The sequence below is a fragment of the Haloferax sp. AB510 genome (genome assembly GCF_024136985.1).
GTDB lineage: Archaea > Halobacteriota > Halobacteria > Halobacteriales > Haloferacaceae > Haloferax.
Genome location: NZ_JAMYJY010000084.1, coordinates 1 through 16719 on the forward strand (window position 1 = coordinate 1; position 16719 = coordinate 16719).

The following is a 16719-nucleotide window of genomic DNA, read 5'->3' on the forward strand; positions in this document are numbered from 1 at the left end:
GTCGCCCGCGACGGCCTCCGCCTCGCCGAGCCACCGGCTCGCGTCCTCGCGGACGGGCCGGGTCGCCGTCGCGGCGAGTCGGTCGTGGAGCGCCGTCACCAGCCGTTCGAGGGAGTCGCGGTCGGTTTCGGCCTCGGGTTCCGTGTCGCCCTCGGCGTCGGATTCGGGTTCGGAGCCGGTCACACCTCGGGAGACGGCGGCCGGCGTGAAAAGCGTCGAGTGCGGACTCCGGCGGGACCGACGAGCAAAAGCCCCTCCGGTCGGTACTGCCGGCAATGAAACTCCAGTTCCTCGGCGGGGCCGAGGAGGTCGGGCGCAGCGCGATTCTCGTCAACGACTCGCTGCTGCTCGATTACGGGATGTTGACCGGGAACCCCCCGCAGTTCCCCGTCGGCTCCGTAGACCCCGACGCCGTCGTCGTCTCGCACGGCCACCTCGACCACGTCGGGACGGTCCCCTTGCTCCTCTCGGGCGACGACTGGCCGGCGGTGCATTGGACGCCGCCGACCGACAAACTCGCTCGGACGCTCGCGCGCGACACGCTCAAACTCCACGGCGGGAGCTACAACTGCCCGTTCACCGAGACGCACGTCCGGCGGATGACCCAGCAGTCGGAACACCACGACTACGGGGAGGCGTTCGAGGCCGCCGGCCACGAGGTCACGTTCTACAACGCGGGCCACATCCCCGGGAGCGCCCACGTCCTCGTCGACGACGGGGAGACCCGCCTGCTCTACACCGCCGACTTCCACACCGACGACCAGCGGTTGGTCCCGGGCACGACCGACCGTCCGGACGCCGACGTGGTCATCTGCGAATCCACCTACTCCGACGTGGAACACGACGACCGCGCGACCGTCGAAGAGCGCTTCGTGGAGTCGGTGCGGACGACCGTCTGGGAGGGTGGCACCGTCGTCGTCCCCGCGTTCGCCATCGGCCGGACGCAGGAGCTTCTCATGGTGCTCGACGCCCACGACATCGACTGCTACGTCGACGGCATGGGGACGCGTGTGCTGCGGATGCTCCGGAACCACCCCAACTACGTCCGCGACGCGGCGGCGCTCAAGCGGGCGAAATCGAACGCGCGCATCGTCTCGGGCCGGGACGGCCAGCGAAAGCGCATCGCCCGGCAGAACTCGGTCATTGTGACGACGAGCGGGATGCTCTCGGGCGGGCCGGCGATGACGTACATCCCCGAGATTCGGGGAGACCCGACGAACAAAATCTGTCTCACCGGCTATCAGGTCGAGGGAACGCCGGGAAGGGAACTGGTCGAACGCGGCCGGTGTGAACTCAACGGCGGGGTCGTCCCCGTGGCCGCCCGCGCCGAGATGTACGACTTCTCCGCCCACGCCGACCGACACGGGCTCCTCTCGTTCCTCGACGACTACCGCGACGCCCCGGTGTTCGTCAACCACGGCGACCGCTGTGCGGCGTTCGCCGAGGAACTCCGCGCCGACGGCTACGAGGCCGCGGCTCCAGAAATCGGAACGACGGTTGAGGTCTGAGGCGCGCGGCGGCCGACGTCGGCCCACGAGTCACCGAACTCAGGGGCGTTCGTCGTCCGTCTCCGGGACTTCTATCGATCGGCTCGCGGCGACGCACGCGGACACGCGAAGTCGCGTTCGCCGCGACCGAAAGCGACCGAGGAACGAGCCGAGCGCCCCATCGGATGAATCCGAACTCATGGTTTTAGGTTGGCCTAAACAATCATAGTCGTTGCGGTCAGCGCGCGCACTCTCTCCGACGGGGTCGGCGAGCGGCCGACTCCCCGCGACCGCTACCCGACCGTAACTCCTTCATTCGACTGAAACCCCTTCATTTCGCCTGCAACGAGGCGACTGTCTCGAGTTCCGACGCGTCAGTCGCGGTCGAGTCGCTCGCGGCGACGGTCGAACTCCTCGTCGTCGATGTCGCCGCGGGCGTAGGCCCGGCGGAGTTCGTCGAACGCGTCGTCGCCTCCGTCGCCCCCGTCGCGCAGGGCACGGAACAGGAGGACGCCGCCGCCGACGACGACCGCGAGGACGAGCAGTTGACCGAGCAGTCCCATCCCCCACATCCACCACGGGACGGTCCCGCCGGTCCCGCCGTGCATCCACGTATCGTGCATCCAGCCGCCGCCCCACCCCATCGGCATGCCGCCGCCGAAGCCGGCCATCCCGAAGAGGACGGGAAGCGCGAACAGCGCGGCCAGCGCGAGCAGGACGATGCCCGCGAGTCGCGTCGAGTCGTTTGTCGTCGTCATGGTGTTCACCGGAGCGGTGGTGTCCGCTCCACAGGTGACAGTACGCGCCCCACGTTTACGTCGATTGTTGCTTCGAGCCTTCGGCTCCGCCGTCGGCAAAGCTTCCATTCCGCCGCTTTGCGTCGCCCTGACTTTGGAATCCGTTCACTCCTCCGTCAGTCGTGGTTTTTCGTCGACAACTGTCGGTTCATACTTGAACCTCGCTGTCCTCTCGCCGGTATGCTTGGTCGGCTGAACGTCCTCGTCGTCAGCGGGGACGCCGCCGTTCGCGAGCGTCTCGCGACCGAACTTCCCGATTCGGTCGGCGACGCCACGACCGACGTCCGCGTCTCGACTGCTGACAGCCTCGATGCGGTTCACGCGGTGCTCGAACGAAGTCGCATCGACTGTCTCGTCGTCTCGACCGAGGTCACCGACTCGGAGGGCCGACCGCTCGTCTCGAAGCTCCGCGACGACGGCGTGCCGCTCGTCTCGTTCGAGCGGTCGCCCCCCGACGAACACGATCTCGACAACCTCGGGCACGTCGTCTACGACGCCGCCCGCAACACCGTCGGGTCGCTCGACCACCGCGCGCTCTTCGAGGCCGTCAACGTCGGGCTCGCGGTTCGCAACCTCGAAACGCTCGAACTCGTCGACATCAACCAACACTATCTGGACATCCTCGGCATCGACCGCGCGTCGGTCATCGACACGACCCCCGCTCACGTCACCGCAGCCCTCGACGGCTACGACGCCGAACGCGCCCTCGACGCGGTCGAGACCGCTCGCGAGGAGGGCGAGCACGTCTTCACGTGGCCCATCGAGAACGCGTCGGGCGACACCGTTTGGATTCGCGTCAGCCTCACGGTCGCCGAGATATCGGGACGGGACCGACTCATCTCGACGGTCGAGGACGTGACCGAAGAGCGCCGGCGCGAACGCGACCTCGAGGCGTTCAAGGGCGCGGTCGACTCCGTCGACGCCGGCGTCACCATCACCGAGAACGACCGACACGTGTACGTCAACGAGGCCGCGGCCGACATCTGCGGCTACTCGGACCCCGAGTCGATGCTCGGGACGGGTTGGGGCCACCTCCACGACGAGTCGGAGCTCGAACGGCTCAGAGAGACCATTCCGCCCGCGCTCGAAGCCGACGGCAAGTGGCAAGGTGAGGTGGCGATTCGCCGGCCCGACGACGAGCTCGTCCCGGTTCGGTTCTCCATCACGTCCCTCGACGGCGACCGCAACGTCATCGTCTTCCAGAACCTCTCCGAGCAGAAGGCGCGCGAGGACGAACTCGAACGGAGCCGCGACTTTTTGGAACGCACCCAGCGCATCTCGAAGGTCGGCGGCTGGGAACTCGACCTCGTGACCGACACACTGGCGTGGACCGACCAGACGAAGCGCATCCACGAGGTGCCGCTCGACTACGAGCCGAACGTCGACGACGCCATCGAGTTCTACGCCGCCGAGGAGCGAGACCGGGTCCGCAAGCTGTTGAACCGCTGTCGGTCCGAGGGCATCCCGTGGGAAGACGAGTTCCGACTGGTGACCGCAGAGGGATCGGAGCTGTGGGTCCGCGCCCGCGGCGAGCCCGTCATCCGCGACGGGCGCGTGGCGGCGCTCAGAGGGACGATTCAGGACGTGACCGCCCGCCGCACCCGCGAGCGCGAACTCGAACGGACGAACGCCGAACTGGAGGCACTCAACCGAATCGTCCGCCACGACATCCGCAACGACATGGCTGTCATCGTCGGCTGGGCGGAGCTACTCCGAGAACACGTCGACGGGGAGGGCGCGGACATCCTCTCGCGCATCCTCTCGACGGGTCGCCACACCATCGAGATAACCGAGGTCGCCCGCGACCTGATGGAGACGATGAGCGGCGGTGGCGTCGAGACGCGCCCGATGTCGCTCGTGAACTCCGTCGAGCGCGAACTCGCGGTCCGCCGCGAGGCGTTCCCGCACGCGACGTTCGAGGTCGACGGCGAGATACCCGACGTGGCGGTGCGCGCGAACCCGCTCATCGCGTCAGTGCTCGGCAACCTCTTCAACAACGCCGTCCAGCACAACGACGGCAGCACCGTCGTCACCGTCTCGGCGACCGTGGACGACGATGCCGACATGGCGGTCATCCGTATCGCCGACGACGGTTCGGGCATCCCCGACGCGCGGAAGCCGGTCGTCTTCGGGAAGGGCGAAAAGGGGCTCGAAAGCACCGGCACCGGCCTCGGGCTCTACCTCGTCCACCAGCTGGTCGACTCGTTCGGCGGCGAGGTCCACTTCGAGGACAACGAACCCACGGGCACGGTCGTCGTCGTCTCGCTCCCGCTCGCGTCGGCGGACTGATCCGAGCGCAACGCGCTCAGACCGTGTCGGTCGGCTCGTGCGACTCGGCCATCTCGGTCGCGGCGGCCGCGTACGCCGCCTTTGTCTCCTCGTCGGAGACGCGGCCCAGTTCGTCCTCGGGTACGTCGATGGCGGCGTAGGTGTCGCGTACGTCGGACTCGAAACTCGTCAGCGAGCGCTCTTTGCGGTGGTAGCGCCTCCCGTCGGTGGTCGCGTACACGAGGATGATGATGTTCTGTTCGTCGTCCGAGTAGGTCCGTTCGACCAACCACGTCCGCACCTCGTTCGCCATGGTCGAGCGTACGAGCGGAACCGTGATACGTCCCCGGTCGATTCTCAGTCCTCGATACCCAACTCGTCGAGGAGCGTCTCCAGCGTGTAGCTCTGGAGCGCCCGGTGGCTGTCGCGCATCGCGGAGATGACGAACGTCGAGTTGGTCCGCTCGACCTCCGGGGTCGCCTCGAAGTCGCTGATGAGGCGCTCCACGCGGTCGGAGTCCGCGAGATGGGCGACGACGATGAAGTCCGTCTCGCCCATCGTGAAGTAGAGTTGGGTGACGCCCTCTATCTCCAGCAGTTTGTTCCCGACTTCCTCGTACGACCCGCTGTAGTCCGCCAGCACCTCCACGACCACGGTGACGCCGAGTCCGAACGCCTCTAAGTCGATGTCGTAGAGGTCGTTCTCGATGACGCCGTCGTCCTTCAGGTTGTTCAGGCGGTAGTGGATGGTCGAGACCGGGATGTCTGTCTCTTCGTGTAGCTTCTCGGGACTGCCCGTCCCGAGGTCCGCGATGGCCTTCAACAGGCGCACGTCGCGTTCGTCCATACCTTCTCGTTGCGGTCGGTGACGTAAGTCCTTGTTCTGTCCGCCGTTTTCGCCACCTCTCTCACGCTCTCGGACTATCACGAATTATAGAGAATTTACTACAGCAAATACGACTATATTCAGTTTAAAATCCAACTCAAATCGAATCACTTGTAGAAGGCTTTAACAACATGCGTCTCTGAGAACTGAAACAGATTCGACCATGACGCGAACCACTTGGAGAAACATTCCGACCACGCCCCTGCTTTTCGTCGCGCTCGCGGCGATGTGGGGCACTTCGTTCGTCGCCATCGAGGTCGGCTTGGAGTTCTTCCCGACGCTCTCTTTCGCGGCGCTCCGCTACGAACTCGCGGGGCTCGTGATGCTGGCGTACGCCTGCTACTCCACCGACCGCTGGCGACCCGAGACCAGAGACGAACTGCTCGCGACGACCATCGGCGCGGTGTTCATCATCGCCGCCTACCACGGCCTGCTCTACCTCGGACAGGAACACGTCCCCGGCGCGGTGGCCTCTATCATCATCAGCCTCTCGCCCATCCTGACTGCGGTCTTCGCCTCGGTCATCCTCACCGAGGGGTCGCTGGGGAAGACCGGGACGCTCGGGCTGCTCGCCGGTTTCGCCGGTGCCGTGCTCGTCGCCGACCCAGTCTCGGCGTTCTCGGGGTCGTCCGGGTCGGCGCAAGGACTCGGCATCGTCCTCATCTTCCTCGCGGCGGTGTCGTTCGCCCTCGGTGCGGTCCTCACCCGCCCGCTCCGGAGTGACCTCCCGGTCCAGTCGATGCAGGCGTGGTCGATGCTCGGTGGCGGTGTCCTGCTTCACGGCTGGGCACTCGTCCGCGGCGAGTCGCTTTCCACTATCGAGTTCGCCCCCGCCGGTATCGCGTCGTTCCTCTACCTGACGCTCGTCTCCGGCGCGGTGGCATTCCTCCTCTACTTCGAGCTTCTGGACCGCCTCGGACCGACCGAACTCAACCTCATCGGCTACGTCGAACCCGTGGTCGCGGCGCTCATGAGCTGGGCGCTCCTCGGTCACGTCATCGACACGACGGCGCTCGTCGGCTTCGGAGCCATCTTCTTCGGCTTCGCGGCGATGAAAAAGGAAATGCTGGTGTCGGTCGCCGTCGCGGTCCGGCGACGGGTTGCCGCGTAGGTTCGGTTTCGTTCTCTGTCTCTGTGTTTGCCTTCTCGGTGAGTGCGATGCGCTTTCAGACGGCGTCAGCCGGTCGATTCGCACGCGTTGTTCGTATGGACTCGTCACGGAGGGAGTAACCGATGGCTAGCATGGCGAGAGCCTGCAAACTCCCGAAGAGGAACGGTGCCCACGGGGGAGTCCACGGACCCAGGACCGCGACGCGGGCGACGTTCACAGCGAAGGCGACAGCCGGCACGAACAAGAGAACACCGAGGAACTGTGGGTGTGAGTCAGTCCGCAGACTCGCGATGCCGACGAGAAGGAATCCGAGAACCATTGGGACGATATTCGATAGCTGAGCGGCTTCAACCCAGGTTGGCGGAGTCATCGCCACGAACTCGGCGCTCCCCACGAGGAACGTCAGCGTGAATCCGACCACGCCGAGTACTGCAAGGATGCCGCCGGCGCGCGCCAACTGGGGACCCCGGTCCGTGAGTCCATAGCACAGCCCTCCTAATCCCAAGAACGCCACCGCGTGACCGACGCCAGCAAAAACGTTCCGCGGAGCGGGTAGGTCTACGAGCCACGTAACAGCGAGGCTCGCAGCATGAGCGACCAACACTACCCCGCCGACGAGAAAGAGTGCCGGACTCCACCGTTCGAGTGTGGTTAGGTGCGAAGACGCGGCGCGTTGCATGGGCGAACGTCGTCGGTGTTCGACATAATTCCCGGGATACCTGCGTACTCGGCGTGCGCCGTATTCAGCACGCTCTCAACGAACTGGCAGCGAGTACGCGTCTCAAAAAGCCCGTGTTCTCACTTTCACTCCGCTTCCGCGGGGACGCTTCCCCGGAGACCGACCACCCGAGCCACGCTTTCGCGCTGCACGAGGAGGAATCCGGAGAGGATGACCCCGAAGCCGAGGACGGTCGCCGGCGAGACGGACTCGCCGAGGAACGCCCAGCCGGTGACGGTGGCGACGACCGGCATCGCGTAGGCGACGAGGTTGCCGCGGACGGGGCCGGCCTCGGCGAGGAGCGCGAAGTAGACCGGGTAGGCCGCGGCGGTCGCGGGCATGCCGACGTAGAGAATCGCGGCGACGAGCTCCGGCGACCACGCGACCTGCGCGACCGACTCGCCGAGACCGAGGCTGGCGGCGTGGATGCCGACGGCGGCGGCCGCCATCGCCCACGCGGTCTGCGGGAGCGTCCCGATAGAGGGGCCGACGCGCTTGAGCAGGACGGTCCCGAAGGCGACCGACAGCGCCGAACAGACGATGAGCGCCTGTCCGACGCTCCCGCCGCCGAGGACGCTCTCGGGGCCGACGATGACGACGACGCCGACGAGTCCGAGCAGGATGCCGGCAGCGTCGACCGCGGAGATGCGCGCGTCATCGAGGAGCAAGACGGCGAACACCGGGGAGGCCACGGGCATGATGCTGTACATGACGGCCGCCGCGCCGGTCGTCGCGTGCTGCTGGCCGAGGAAGAGGAACACGTTGTTCGCCCCGAGGACGAACGCGGCGCTGGCGAGGATGCCGAGCGCGTCGGCGCGGGTCCGCGGGAGCCAGTAGCCGCCGCGGACGGCGACGAGCGTCAGGAGGACGACGGCGGCGACGTCGACGCGGAAGGCTGCAAAGAGTACCGGCGGGACCGAACCGATGGCGGCCTTGATGCCGACGAAGGAGGTGCCGAACAGCACCGCGGCCGCGACGAAGAGGACGAGGGTCCGGTGACGGCTCACGCCACCACCCCCCGCGCTGTGGCCGGCGTTCGATTCGCCGGGTGAGCGCGGGAGGTGGAGTGCGGTCGACGCTCGGTGCGTGGACGGCGTAAGGGCGTCGTCTGTATCACAACACATCCTGCGGCTTCCGAAGGCATATGTCTAACGATTGGTCTCGTTGCAGTATGAATCGAACATTCGAGACACGGTTTCACACGATTCGTTGACTAAACAGGGATAGAACTTCTCATGGGTTGTGTTGTCACGAACCGTCGGGTTTCGTGCGGACAGCCGCGCCGCTCGAGGTCATCGAAGGTCGTCGAAAATCGGGGGACTGCGGTCAGTCGCGCTGTTCGGCTTCGACCCGATCTGCGTGTTTTTCGAGGTCGGCCGCGAGCTTCCGGGCCTCGTCGGGCGACAGCGTCAGCTTGTCCGCGTGCGGCGCGAGCGCGTCGAGTTGCGTCCAGTCGAGTTCGAGTTCGAGGGTAATCTCGTCGGGGTGCTTCCGCGGCGAGGTGACGTTGCACACCGCGAACGCCGACTCCTCGAAGTCATGACCCGTCGCCGACGCGTCGACGAGGTCCAGCGTCGTGTAGGCGTTGACCTTCAGGATTCGGTCTGGCATCTGTGAGTAGTGTATGGTGTCGTCGTAAATAGGTAGCGCGGCGGAGTCGTCACCGACGCGAGCCGGTGCCGGGAACCGGCGACGAGCGCAGTCTGCGCGCTCAGTCGTCGCTCGTGATGGGCGTGCCGTCGCCGTGGGTCGGCGCGGGACTCGCGTCCATCGAGTCGTCTTCCGCGTAGGGGTACCACGTGCGCTTCGTGTTGTGCATCATCGGGTCCTCGTAGCTGGTCTCTTCGGGTTCGACCAGTTCGGCGAGGTCCTCTTCGTCCGTCCGGGCGACGAACTCGCGGAACGTCTCGTCGCCCTCGCGGCGCTCCTCGAAGTTCGCAAGCAGGTTCTTGATTGCGCCCGGCACCTCGTCGACGGGGACGCGCTGGGTGACCCACTCGGCGAAGTTCGGGTTCTCGCCGAGACCGCCACCGAGGCCGATGTCGAGCGCCTCGACCGGCTCGCCGTCCTTGCGGGTCTTCATGCCGCGGAGGCTGATGTCTGCAATCTGCGGCTGGGCGCAGGAGGCCGTACAGCCCGAGAGGTGGATGTGGAAGTCCTCGACGCCCGCGGGGAGTTCGACGTTCTCCTTGAGCCAGCGGGCGTAGCGGACCTGCCGGTTCTTCGTCTCCACGATGGAGAGCGAACAGAACTCGGTGCCCGTACAGGCGATAGAGCCGCGCATGAACGGGTGCGGGTCGGGCGAGTAGTGGTCGAGGAGGTCCTCGTCCTGCAGCGCGTCGAGCTTCTCCTCGGGCACGTCGGTGATGATGACGTTCTGGCGCTGGGTGATGCGAATCTCACCGGAGCCGTACTCGTCGGCGACGCGGGCGAGCTCCTTCGTGTCGTCGACGCCCATGCGACCGACGAGGACGTCGAGTCCGACGTAGTAGTTGCCGTCAGCCTGCTCGTGGATGCCGACGTGGTCGGAATGGCCGCCGTCGGCGTAGCCGGAGTTGTAGGAGTACTCCGAGCGCAGGTCGTCGCCGGCGGTCTCCAGTTCGAAGTCGACGAACTCCTCCTGGAGGACGTTGCGGAACTTCTCCGCGCCCCACTCGTCCATCAGGAACTTGATGCGGGCGTTGTAGCGGTTGTCGCGGTCGCCGTTCTCGCGGAACAGCGCGGAGATGGCTCCCGAGACCTCGGCCGCCTGCTCGGGCGTCACGAACACGTCGATGTCGCGGGCGAGTCGCGGCTCGTTACGCGAGAGGCCGCCGCCGATGCGGATGTTGAACCCCTTCGTCTCCTCGCCGTCTATCTCCTTGGTCGCGGGCTCGAGCGCGAGGTCGTTGATGTCGCCCTGTCCGCAGCCCTCGCGGCAGCCGGTGACAGAGACCTTCCACTTCCGCGGGAGGTTCGAGTGGTCGTCGTTGCCCTTGAACGTCTCGTTGAGCTCCATCGCGACGGGGAGCGCGTCGACGTGCTCGTGTTTGTCCTTGCCGGCGACGGGACAGCCGACGATGTTGCGCCACGAGTCACCGCAGGCCTGTTGCGTCGAGAGACCGACCGATTCGAGCTTCTCGAAGATTTCCGGGATGTCCTCCAGTTTGATCCAGTGGAGCTGAATCGACTGGCGGGTCGTCCAGTCGACGTAGCCGTTGCCGAAGATGGGGTTCTCAGCGGGGCCGCGGGCGTACTCGTCGGCGACCTCCGCGACGACTTCGGTCTGGCCGGGCGTCAGCACGCCGTTCGGCGTCCCGATGCGCATCATGAAGTAGCTCTCTTGGCCGTTGCGCTGGTGGTACAGCCCCCACCATTTGAAGCGCTCGAACCAGGCGTCTCGCTCGTCTTCCGGGATGGTGTCCCAGCCCTGCTCGGCGAATTCGAGCAGGTGCTCTCGTATCTCGTTACCGTAGACCTCCGACTTCCAGCGTTCGACGTCCGTGGGCATTCGTATGAATGTCCATATACGTGCCCACGTAAGGCCCCGAGCGTACCGTCAACCCTTCCCGGTGCTGCCCAAAAGCGGAGAATGTTGCCTATTCGTCGTCGTCGCCGCGTCGAACCGGGAGGACGACCCGCTCGCGGTCGATATCGACGAATTCGCCCTCGCGGAGCCTGCCGACCGGAACCCAGCCGGGCACGCCCGTCTGGCCGCAGGCGATGCACTGGCCGTACACCCTCGCGGAGATGGTTCTACCGTCCGCGCCGACGTCGAGGACGTTCTCGACGACGAAGTCGGGAAGCTCGCACCCACAGAATGACGGGTCGTCGAGCCGCCAGAGTTCGCTCACGCTCACTTCTCTGGCGTCGTTCACGGAGACCCACGCCCCGTCGTCGAGGACGCGCAGGGAGACGCTCATACCTCACCTTCCGCGCTCCGGCTACCTATGCGGGGCGGCGCCCGCAATCCCCGCGGGGGAGCGCGACGCGCGTTTTGGCGGTCGTTCCGGCGTAGTCGTGCGATTGTGCCCGAAACCGGCCGTCAGAGGTAGGGGCAACCCGTTCCGGTAGCCGGGAGTGGGGGTACACATTACAGGTGCGGATTCCCTTATGCGGGTCCGGCCGGTACGTGGTGGTGATGAGTGACCACCGCACCGCCGTCCGACAACACGCCTCCGCCGACGTCGCCCCAGAGCTGTTCGAACAGTCGCAGGAGGGTGACGCATGACCGGCGAGGCAGAACTCGAACCCGAACGCGACCGCGAGGCTGACGCCGAGGTCGAGTCGTCGACTGAGGCGGAGGAAGAAGACCCCACGGCTCACCTCAAAGACCTCGAAGACGGTGCGGGCTGTACCGAAATCTGGTCGCACCTCTCGGAGTCTCGCGAGGAGTAACCGCCCGCCGCCCGCCCGGAATCGGTCGCCGTCAGCGAATCCCCGCCCTCTGCCGTCCCTCGTTTGCGGGCCTCTAGCTACTTGCTCGTATTCCGCCCGCCGACCGCTCGCGCGCGAATCTCGCCTCTCGGGGGGACGTTTTTAAGTCCGAACGCGTTACCGTCTCGTAGATGACGAACGACGAACGCCGAACGACCGAGGTTCCGGCCGACCGACGAGAACCGGTCGGTGAACCGGTCGTCCGCGGCGACCCCGCCGTCACGGGCGATCGCGCCCGCGAGGCCGTCGGGTTCGACCCCACCGACCCCGACAGCCTTGCCGAGGCCGCCAGAACGGTCCGCTCGTTCTCCGAGTCCACCGCCGGCGACGACGACCACGTGTTCATGCTTCGCGGCGCGGCCGCCTGCGCCGCCCTCGTCCGGGGCGTCGGCTCCTACAAGCGCGCCGCCGAACGCGCTGGCGGCGACGTGTCCGTCTCTTTCATCCGCAAGTGGGCCCGCGTGCACGACCTCCCGCAGTCGGTCCGCCGACACGTCGCCCGCGGACGCATCGCCCCCACGGCCGCCAAGCACATCGCCCGCGTCTCCGGCGACGCCAGGCTTCACCTCGCGTGGGCGACGCTCGACGCCGGGCTGACCGTCCGCGAGGTCCGCCGCCTCGCCAGCGAGGTCAACGACGGAACCCCCGTCGTAGACGCGCTGTCGGCCCACGGCGTCGATATTGGCACGCTCGACGTGACGCTCCCGGCCGACGTCTATCTCGAACTCCGCCGCCGCGCCTCGCTCGAAGACGCCGCCCCCGGCGACGTGGTCGCGGACGCCCTCGACGACTACCTCGACTGAAGAAAGCGCGTCGCCGTCTCCCGAATCACATCGCGCGCCACCTCGACTTCTCCCCACTCGACTGTCTCGTCCGGAAAGTGCGCTTGGTCGATGTCGCCCGGCCCGAACAGCACCGTCGGGATACCTGCCTCGACGTAGTGCCGCGAGTCCGCTCCGTAGGTCGCACCGACGGGGTCCTCGTCGCGGCCGTCGGCTCGGAGCGCCGCGCGCAGCGACTCCACGACCGGTTCGTCGGCGTCGATTTCGGCCGGCTCGAACTGCACCGAAAAGCGCTCGAACGTCGGCGGGTGCGCCGAGAGCCACTCGTCGTCGGCGACGACGCGCGCCAGCCGTTCCTCGAACGCGGCTTCGACCTTGGCGACGGTCTCGCCCGGCGCGACGCCGAGTCTCCACTCCGCGGTGAGCGTCCCCGCGACGCTCGACGCCCACGTCCCCGCCTCGACGCGGCCGACGCAGACGGGCCACGGTATCGGGTAGTCGAAAAGCGGATGGGCGACCGCGTCGGTCCGCTCCGCTTCGAGGTCGAAGAACGCCGCCCGAATCGCCTCGAACTTCTCGATGACGTCCACGCCGCGCCACCGCGAGGCCGCGTGCGCCGTGCGCCCGGTCAGTCGGAGACGCTTCATGACCGACCCCTCGGTGGCGACGACCGGCTTGAGCCGCGTCGGTTCGGCGACGAGCGCGGCGTCTCGCTCGAACGGGTAGGGGTTGTCGAGCGCGGCCGCCGCGGCCCCGATGCCGCCTTCCTCCTCGCCGACGACGCTCTCCACGACGACCCGCCCGTCGAGGTCGAGGCCACTCGCTTCGACGGCATCCCGGAGGTCGAGCGCGGCGAACACGCACGCCGCGAGCCCCGCTTTCATGTCGGCCGCGCCGCGGGCGCTGACGGTGCCGGCCTCGTCGTCCCAGTCAGGTAAAAACGGGCCGTGGGACCACAGCTCTCTGTCGGCGGGCACCACGTCCACGTGGCCGTCGAGGACGAGCGTCCGGCCCGCGTCGGGGTCGCCGAACTCGAACGCGCCGGCGACGCTCGGGCGGTTCGCCGCGTCGATGTCGCCGGGGTCGTCGGGGAACGACGGGTGTTCGGCCAGACGCACCGGGTCGGCGGTCCACTCGTAGGTGTCGAAGCCGAAGTCGTGCAGTCGGTTTTTGACCCACTGTTGGGCCGGGGCCTCGGCGCGGGCGACGCTCTCGAACCGGAGGAGCGTGTCCACGAAGTCGCGAAGGTCCATATTGTGGGGGACGGGAACGGGGTACAAAGCAGGAGGGGGCGGCGAAAATAAACGCTTATCAGTATCCCCACTTAAGAAATCGATGAGGGCTGGTAGCTCAGTTAGGCAGAGCGTCTGGCTTTTAGCGGGACTACGCGAGTCGCGTGGTTTCGGAAGACACCAGACGGTCGGGGGTTCAAGTCCCTCCCAGCCCGTTTCTGCGACGGATTTCACACCGAGTAGCACGGCTCTCTCGTTTCACATCCGCGAGCGACGGTGACCCCGTCGAACGTTCAAAACCTGCTCGCTTACTCGTCGCTCTGAGCCGTATCGTTCGACGGCCACCGAAGTTCCGCTTCGATGGGCGGCGAGACGGTCAGCAACTCGTAGAACGTTCCGTTCTTGCGAAACCCGAGCACCACCTCGTCGACAGCTGTCTGTTCCCCCAGATTCAATCGAAAACACTCATCTGACATCGATCAGTCTCCGCGAAGATGTTACGAACCCAACTATATCTTGGTTTGGGCAGGCACTAACGGCGACCCCTCGAAATTGGGGGGTGCGGCGTTTCAGCCCTGTTTGAACACGACGCCGCCGCCGGTCTTCGGATAGGTCCACTCGACGTTGTCGTACGGACAGCCGTAGCGGCAGGTCCCGCACTCCAGACAGTTCTCGTAGGCGATGGACGGCACGCCGTCGCCGTCCGGGTCGACTGTCCAGACCGCAGCCGGACAGACCGACGTGCACTCGTTCGTGGTGCAGTCGGCGCAGACGTCCGGGTTCTCGACGCCGAGGTGTGACTCGCCGGCGTCGCGGTACTTGACCGTGTACAGACGGTCTTCGATGCTCACGTCGGGGACGTGGGGTTGTGCGGTGCTCATGATAACATCCTCCGGAAGCGCCAGGCGCGTTTCGCCGCGCCGAACCACCCGCCGGCGGCGGCGACGAGGTGGTCGCGGGCCGCGCCCGTGTGTTCGTCTTTCGACGTGCGGTCCATCTTGAAGTACTCCGTCTCGGCGCTGGCCAGCGCGCGCGGCAGGTCCTCGAAGAGGAACTGTCGGTCCGCCGCGATAGTCCGCTGGAACCAGTCGTAGTGGCGGAGGTTCTCGACCACGAACGACTGGTCGAGGTCGCGCGTGTAGGCGGCGAGCGCCTCGGCGTCGCTTCGGTCGTCCGCCAGCGCGGCCGCGATGGCCTTGCCGGCGTGGTAGCCGCTCTCGACGGCCATGTTTGTCCCTTCGAGGTGGACGCCGCTGTTCAGCACGAGGCCGGCGGCGTCGCCGACGACGACCGCTCCGTCGTGGACGAGGTCGGGCATCGCGCGAGCGCCGCCTTCGGGGACGACGTGCGCGCTGTACTCGATGCGGCGGCCGCCGCGGATGAGCGGGGCGACCGCCGGGTGCGACTCGAAGGCATCGAGCGTCGCCTCGGGCGTCTGGCCGGCCGCGGCGTCTTCGACGCGGTAGACGACCCCAACGCTCACGGAGCGCTTGTTCGTGTAGACGAAGCCGCCGCCGACGGCCTCGCCGACGGCCCCCTCGCCGAAGTACTGGTAGGCCGCGCCGGCGTCGCCGTCGAGACGGAAGCGGTCGTCGATGGTGTCGCGGTCGAGTTTGAACACCTCTTTGACCGACACCGCGACCGCATCGCGCTCGGGGCGTTCCTTGAGGTCCGCGCCCTCGCTCACGAGCGAGTTCGCGCCCTCGGCGAGGACGACGACCGGCGCGTGAATCTCCCCGTCCGGGCGGTCCGTCGTCACGCCGACGACAGCGCCGCCGTCGCGGAGCAGTCCCGTGACCGTCGTCTCGGTGACGAGCGTCACGCCGGCGTCGACCGCCTGCTTCGCGAACCACTCGTCGAACCGCCGCCTGAGGACGGTGTACGAGTCGTTGTGGGGGTCGTCGCGCCACGCGCCGGGCCGCATCGAAATCGCGGTTTCGTCGCCGTCCGACGAGAGTATCGAGAAGCGCTTCTCGGCGATGTAGCGTTCGAGCGGCGCGTCGTCGATGTCGACTAACTCCCGAATCGTCGGCGTGTAGAGCACCCCGCCGAAGACGTTCTTCGTCCCCGGTGCGGGGCCGCGTTCGAGCATCAGCACGTCGAGGCCGTCGCGGGCCATCGTCAGCGCCGCGGCGGTGCCAGCGAGACCGGCACCGACGACGACGGCGTCGAACGCGTCGTCGTAGTTCGGTGTCTCGGTCTGGAGAGTCGGGCGTTGCAGGCTACCGGCCGTGGTCGCCTCGTGACTCATGCCGCCACCTCCTGTTTCTCGCGAACCATCGCAGTCAGCGCGGGAAGCACCTCGTGGAGGTCGCCGACGATGCCGTAGTCGGCGTGCTCGAAGATGGGCGCGTTGGGGTCGGTGTTGACGGCGACGACCATGTCGCTTCCGTTCATCCCTTCGAGGTGCTGGACGGCGCCCGAGATGCCCGCGGCGATGTAGAGGTGCGGCCGGACGGTCTTGCCCGTCTGGCCGACCTGTCGCGCGGGTTCGACCCAGCCCTCCTCGACGGCGGCGCGGGTGGCGGCGACTTCGCCGCCGAGCGCCTCCGCGAGTTCGACGAGCGGCGTCACGTCGCCCTCGCAACCGGCCCCGCCGGCGACGATGACGTCCGCGTCGGTGATGTCCACGACGCCGCCGACGACCCGTTCGAGGACGGTCGAGAGCGTGTCCTCCTCGGCGACGACGACTTCGACCGATTCGACGGCGTCCGCCGCGTTTTCGGCCGCTTCGGCGGGTTCGCCGGCGTCGAACACCCCGGCGCGGACCGTCGCCATCTGCGGGCGGTGGGCGGGACATTTGATGGTCGCCATGGCACTCCCACCGAACGTCGGTCTGCTCGCGAGGAGGAGGCCCGCCTCGTCGACGGCGAGTTCGGTGCAGTCGGCCGTGAGGCCGGCGTGGGCGGGCACCGCGACCCGGCCCGCGAAGTCGCGGCCGGTGTGGGTCCCGCCGATGAGGACGATGCTCGGCTTGCGCGCCTCGACGAGCGCGCGGAACTGCTCGCCGTAGGGGTCGGCGC

General features: G+C 67.2%; 19 protein-coding genes, 1 tRNA gene and 1 pseudogene. 6 read left to right on the plus strand and 15 right to left on the minus strand.

Annotated elements, in window-relative coordinates; translation table 11 throughout:
• Positions 1–183, minus strand: a pseudogene (locus tag NKF06_RS14935) (hypothetical protein); the annotation flags it as partial.
• Between the two features lie 92 nt (positions 184–275).
• On the opposite strand from NKF06_RS14935, the gene NKF06_RS14940 reads away from it, so the two are divergent.
• Positions 276–1508, plus strand: a complete 1233-nt coding sequence (locus NKF06_RS14940) for an MBL fold metallo-hydrolase (protein WP_253245850.1) — start codon at positions 276–278, stop codon at positions 1506–1508.
• A 39-nt stretch (positions 1509–1547) separates the two neighbouring features.
• Here the strand turns inward: NKF06_RS14940 and NKF06_RS14945 are convergent, their stop codons facing one another.
• Positions 1548–1688, minus strand: coding sequence for a hypothetical protein (locus NKF06_RS14945; RefSeq protein ID WP_253245851.1), 141 nt, complete (start codon positions 1686–1688; stop codon positions 1548–1550).
• Positions 1689–1861: 173 nt separating this feature from the next.
• Positions 1862–2245 (minus strand): SHOCT domain-containing protein, encoded by a 384-nt coding sequence (locus NKF06_RS14950; protein WP_253245852.1) that lies wholly within the window; start codon positions 2243–2245, stop codon positions 1862–1864.
• A 219-nt stretch (positions 2246–2464) separates the two neighbouring features.
• On the opposite strand from NKF06_RS14950, the gene NKF06_RS14955 reads away from it, so the two are divergent.
• Entirely contained in the window at positions 2465–4573 is a 2109-nt protein-coding gene (locus tag NKF06_RS14955; RefSeq protein ID WP_253245853.1) for a PAS domain-containing sensor histidine kinase, read from the plus strand.
• A 16-nt stretch (positions 4574–4589) separates the two neighbouring features.
• Here the strand turns inward: NKF06_RS14955 and NKF06_RS14960 are convergent, their stop codons facing one another.
• Together NKF06_RS14960 and NKF06_RS14965 are read right to left on the minus strand one after the other, a co-directional pair.
• Complete coding sequence (locus NKF06_RS14960) at positions 4590–4865, minus strand: hypothetical protein (RefSeq protein ID WP_058825974.1); 276 nt, start codon at positions 4863–4865, stop codon at positions 4590–4592.
• Positions 4866–4909: 44 nt separating this feature from the next.
• The gene (locus NKF06_RS14965) at positions 4910–5398 is read right to left on the minus strand and encodes an Lrp/AsnC family transcriptional regulator (protein ID WP_058566265.1); all 489 of its coding nucleotides are present in this window, start codon (positions 5396–5398) and stop codon (positions 4910–4912) included.
• A gap of 202 nt (positions 5399–5600) precedes the next feature.
• Here NKF06_RS14965 and NKF06_RS14970 point away from each other — a divergent pair, with 202 nt between their 5' ends.
• Positions 5601–6548: a DMT family transporter gene (locus tag NKF06_RS14970; RefSeq protein WP_058825973.1), complete on the plus strand. Its 948-nt coding sequence runs from the start codon at positions 5601–5603 to the stop codon at positions 6546–6548.
• Between the two features lie 55 nt (positions 6549–6603).
• Here the strand turns inward: NKF06_RS14970 and NKF06_RS14975 are convergent, their stop codons facing one another.
• The 5 genes from NKF06_RS14975 to NKF06_RS14995 form a co-directional block, all read right to left on the minus strand.
• Positions 6604–7227 (minus strand): hypothetical protein, encoded by a 624-nt coding sequence (locus NKF06_RS14975; RefSeq protein WP_253245854.1) that lies wholly within the window; start codon positions 7225–7227, stop codon positions 6604–6606.
• Between the two features lie 125 nt (positions 7228–7352).
• Positions 7353–8273 (minus strand): DMT family transporter, encoded by a 921-nt coding sequence (locus tag NKF06_RS14980; protein ID WP_058826020.1) that lies wholly within the window; start codon positions 8271–8273, stop codon positions 7353–7355.
• A 319-nt stretch (positions 8274–8592) separates the two neighbouring features.
• Positions 8593–8877, minus strand: a complete 285-nt coding sequence (locus tag NKF06_RS14985) for a DUF6360 family protein (RefSeq protein WP_058825971.1) — start codon at positions 8875–8877, stop codon at positions 8593–8595.
• 100 nt (positions 8878–8977) lie between these two features.
• A complete protein-coding gene (locus NKF06_RS14990; RefSeq protein ID WP_058825970.1) occupies positions 8978–10756 on the minus strand; it encodes a ferredoxin--nitrite reductase in 1779 nt (592 codons plus the stop codon).
• An 88-nt stretch (positions 10757–10844) separates the two neighbouring features.
• Positions 10845–11168 (minus strand): hypothetical protein, encoded by a 324-nt coding sequence (locus tag NKF06_RS14995; RefSeq protein WP_253245855.1) that lies wholly within the window; start codon positions 11166–11168, stop codon positions 10845–10847.
• Positions 11169–11472: 304 nt separating this feature from the next.
• Here NKF06_RS14995 and NKF06_RS15000 point away from each other — a divergent pair, with 304 nt between their 5' ends.
• On the plus strand, positions 11473–11643 hold the full coding sequence (locus tag NKF06_RS15000; protein WP_008096575.1) for a hypothetical protein: 171 nt from the start codon (positions 11473–11475) through the stop codon (positions 11641–11643).
• A 170-nt stretch (positions 11644–11813) separates the two neighbouring features.
• A complete protein-coding gene (locus NKF06_RS15005; RefSeq protein WP_058825968.1) occupies positions 11814–12485 on the plus strand; it encodes a hypothetical protein in 672 nt (223 codons plus the stop codon).
• Here the strand turns inward: NKF06_RS15005 and NKF06_RS15010 are convergent.
• The gene (locus NKF06_RS15010; RefSeq protein ID WP_253245856.1) at positions 12473–13717 is read right to left on the minus strand and encodes a M20/M25/M40 family metallo-hydrolase; all 1245 of its coding nucleotides are present in this window, start codon (positions 13715–13717) and stop codon (positions 12473–12475) included. The two genes, NKF06_RS15005 and NKF06_RS15010, sit on opposite strands and share 13 nt — an antisense overlap.
• 86 nt (positions 13718–13803) lie before the next feature.
• On the opposite strand from NKF06_RS15010, the gene NKF06_RS15015 reads away from it, so the two are divergent.
• A tRNA-Lys gene (locus tag NKF06_RS15015) sits at positions 13804–13911 on the plus strand.
• A gap of 93 nt (positions 13912–14004) precedes the next feature.
• Here the strand turns inward: NKF06_RS15015 and NKF06_RS15020 are convergent.
• From NKF06_RS15020 to NKF06_RS15035, 4 genes are all read right to left on the minus strand, one after another.
• Positions 14005–14172: a hypothetical protein gene (locus tag NKF06_RS15020; RefSeq protein WP_253245857.1), complete on the minus strand. Its 168-nt coding sequence runs from the start codon at positions 14170–14172 to the stop codon at positions 14005–14007.
• Positions 14173–14265: 93 nt separating this feature from the next.
• Positions 14266–14577, minus strand: a complete 312-nt coding sequence (locus tag NKF06_RS15025; RefSeq protein ID WP_058566271.1) for a 4Fe-4S dicluster domain-containing protein — start codon at positions 14575–14577, stop codon at positions 14266–14268.
• Positions 14574–15947, minus strand: coding sequence for an FAD-dependent oxidoreductase (locus NKF06_RS15030; protein ID WP_253245858.1), 1374 nt, complete (start codon positions 15945–15947; stop codon positions 14574–14576). The genes NKF06_RS15025 and NKF06_RS15030 overlap by 4 nt, the downstream gene beginning before the upstream one ends.
• The coding region (locus tag NKF06_RS15035) for an electron transfer flavoprotein subunit alpha/FixB family protein (RefSeq protein WP_253245859.1) at positions 15944–16719 on the minus strand (776 nt) is incomplete at its 5' end. The genes NKF06_RS15035 and NKF06_RS15030, both read right to left, overlap by 4 nt.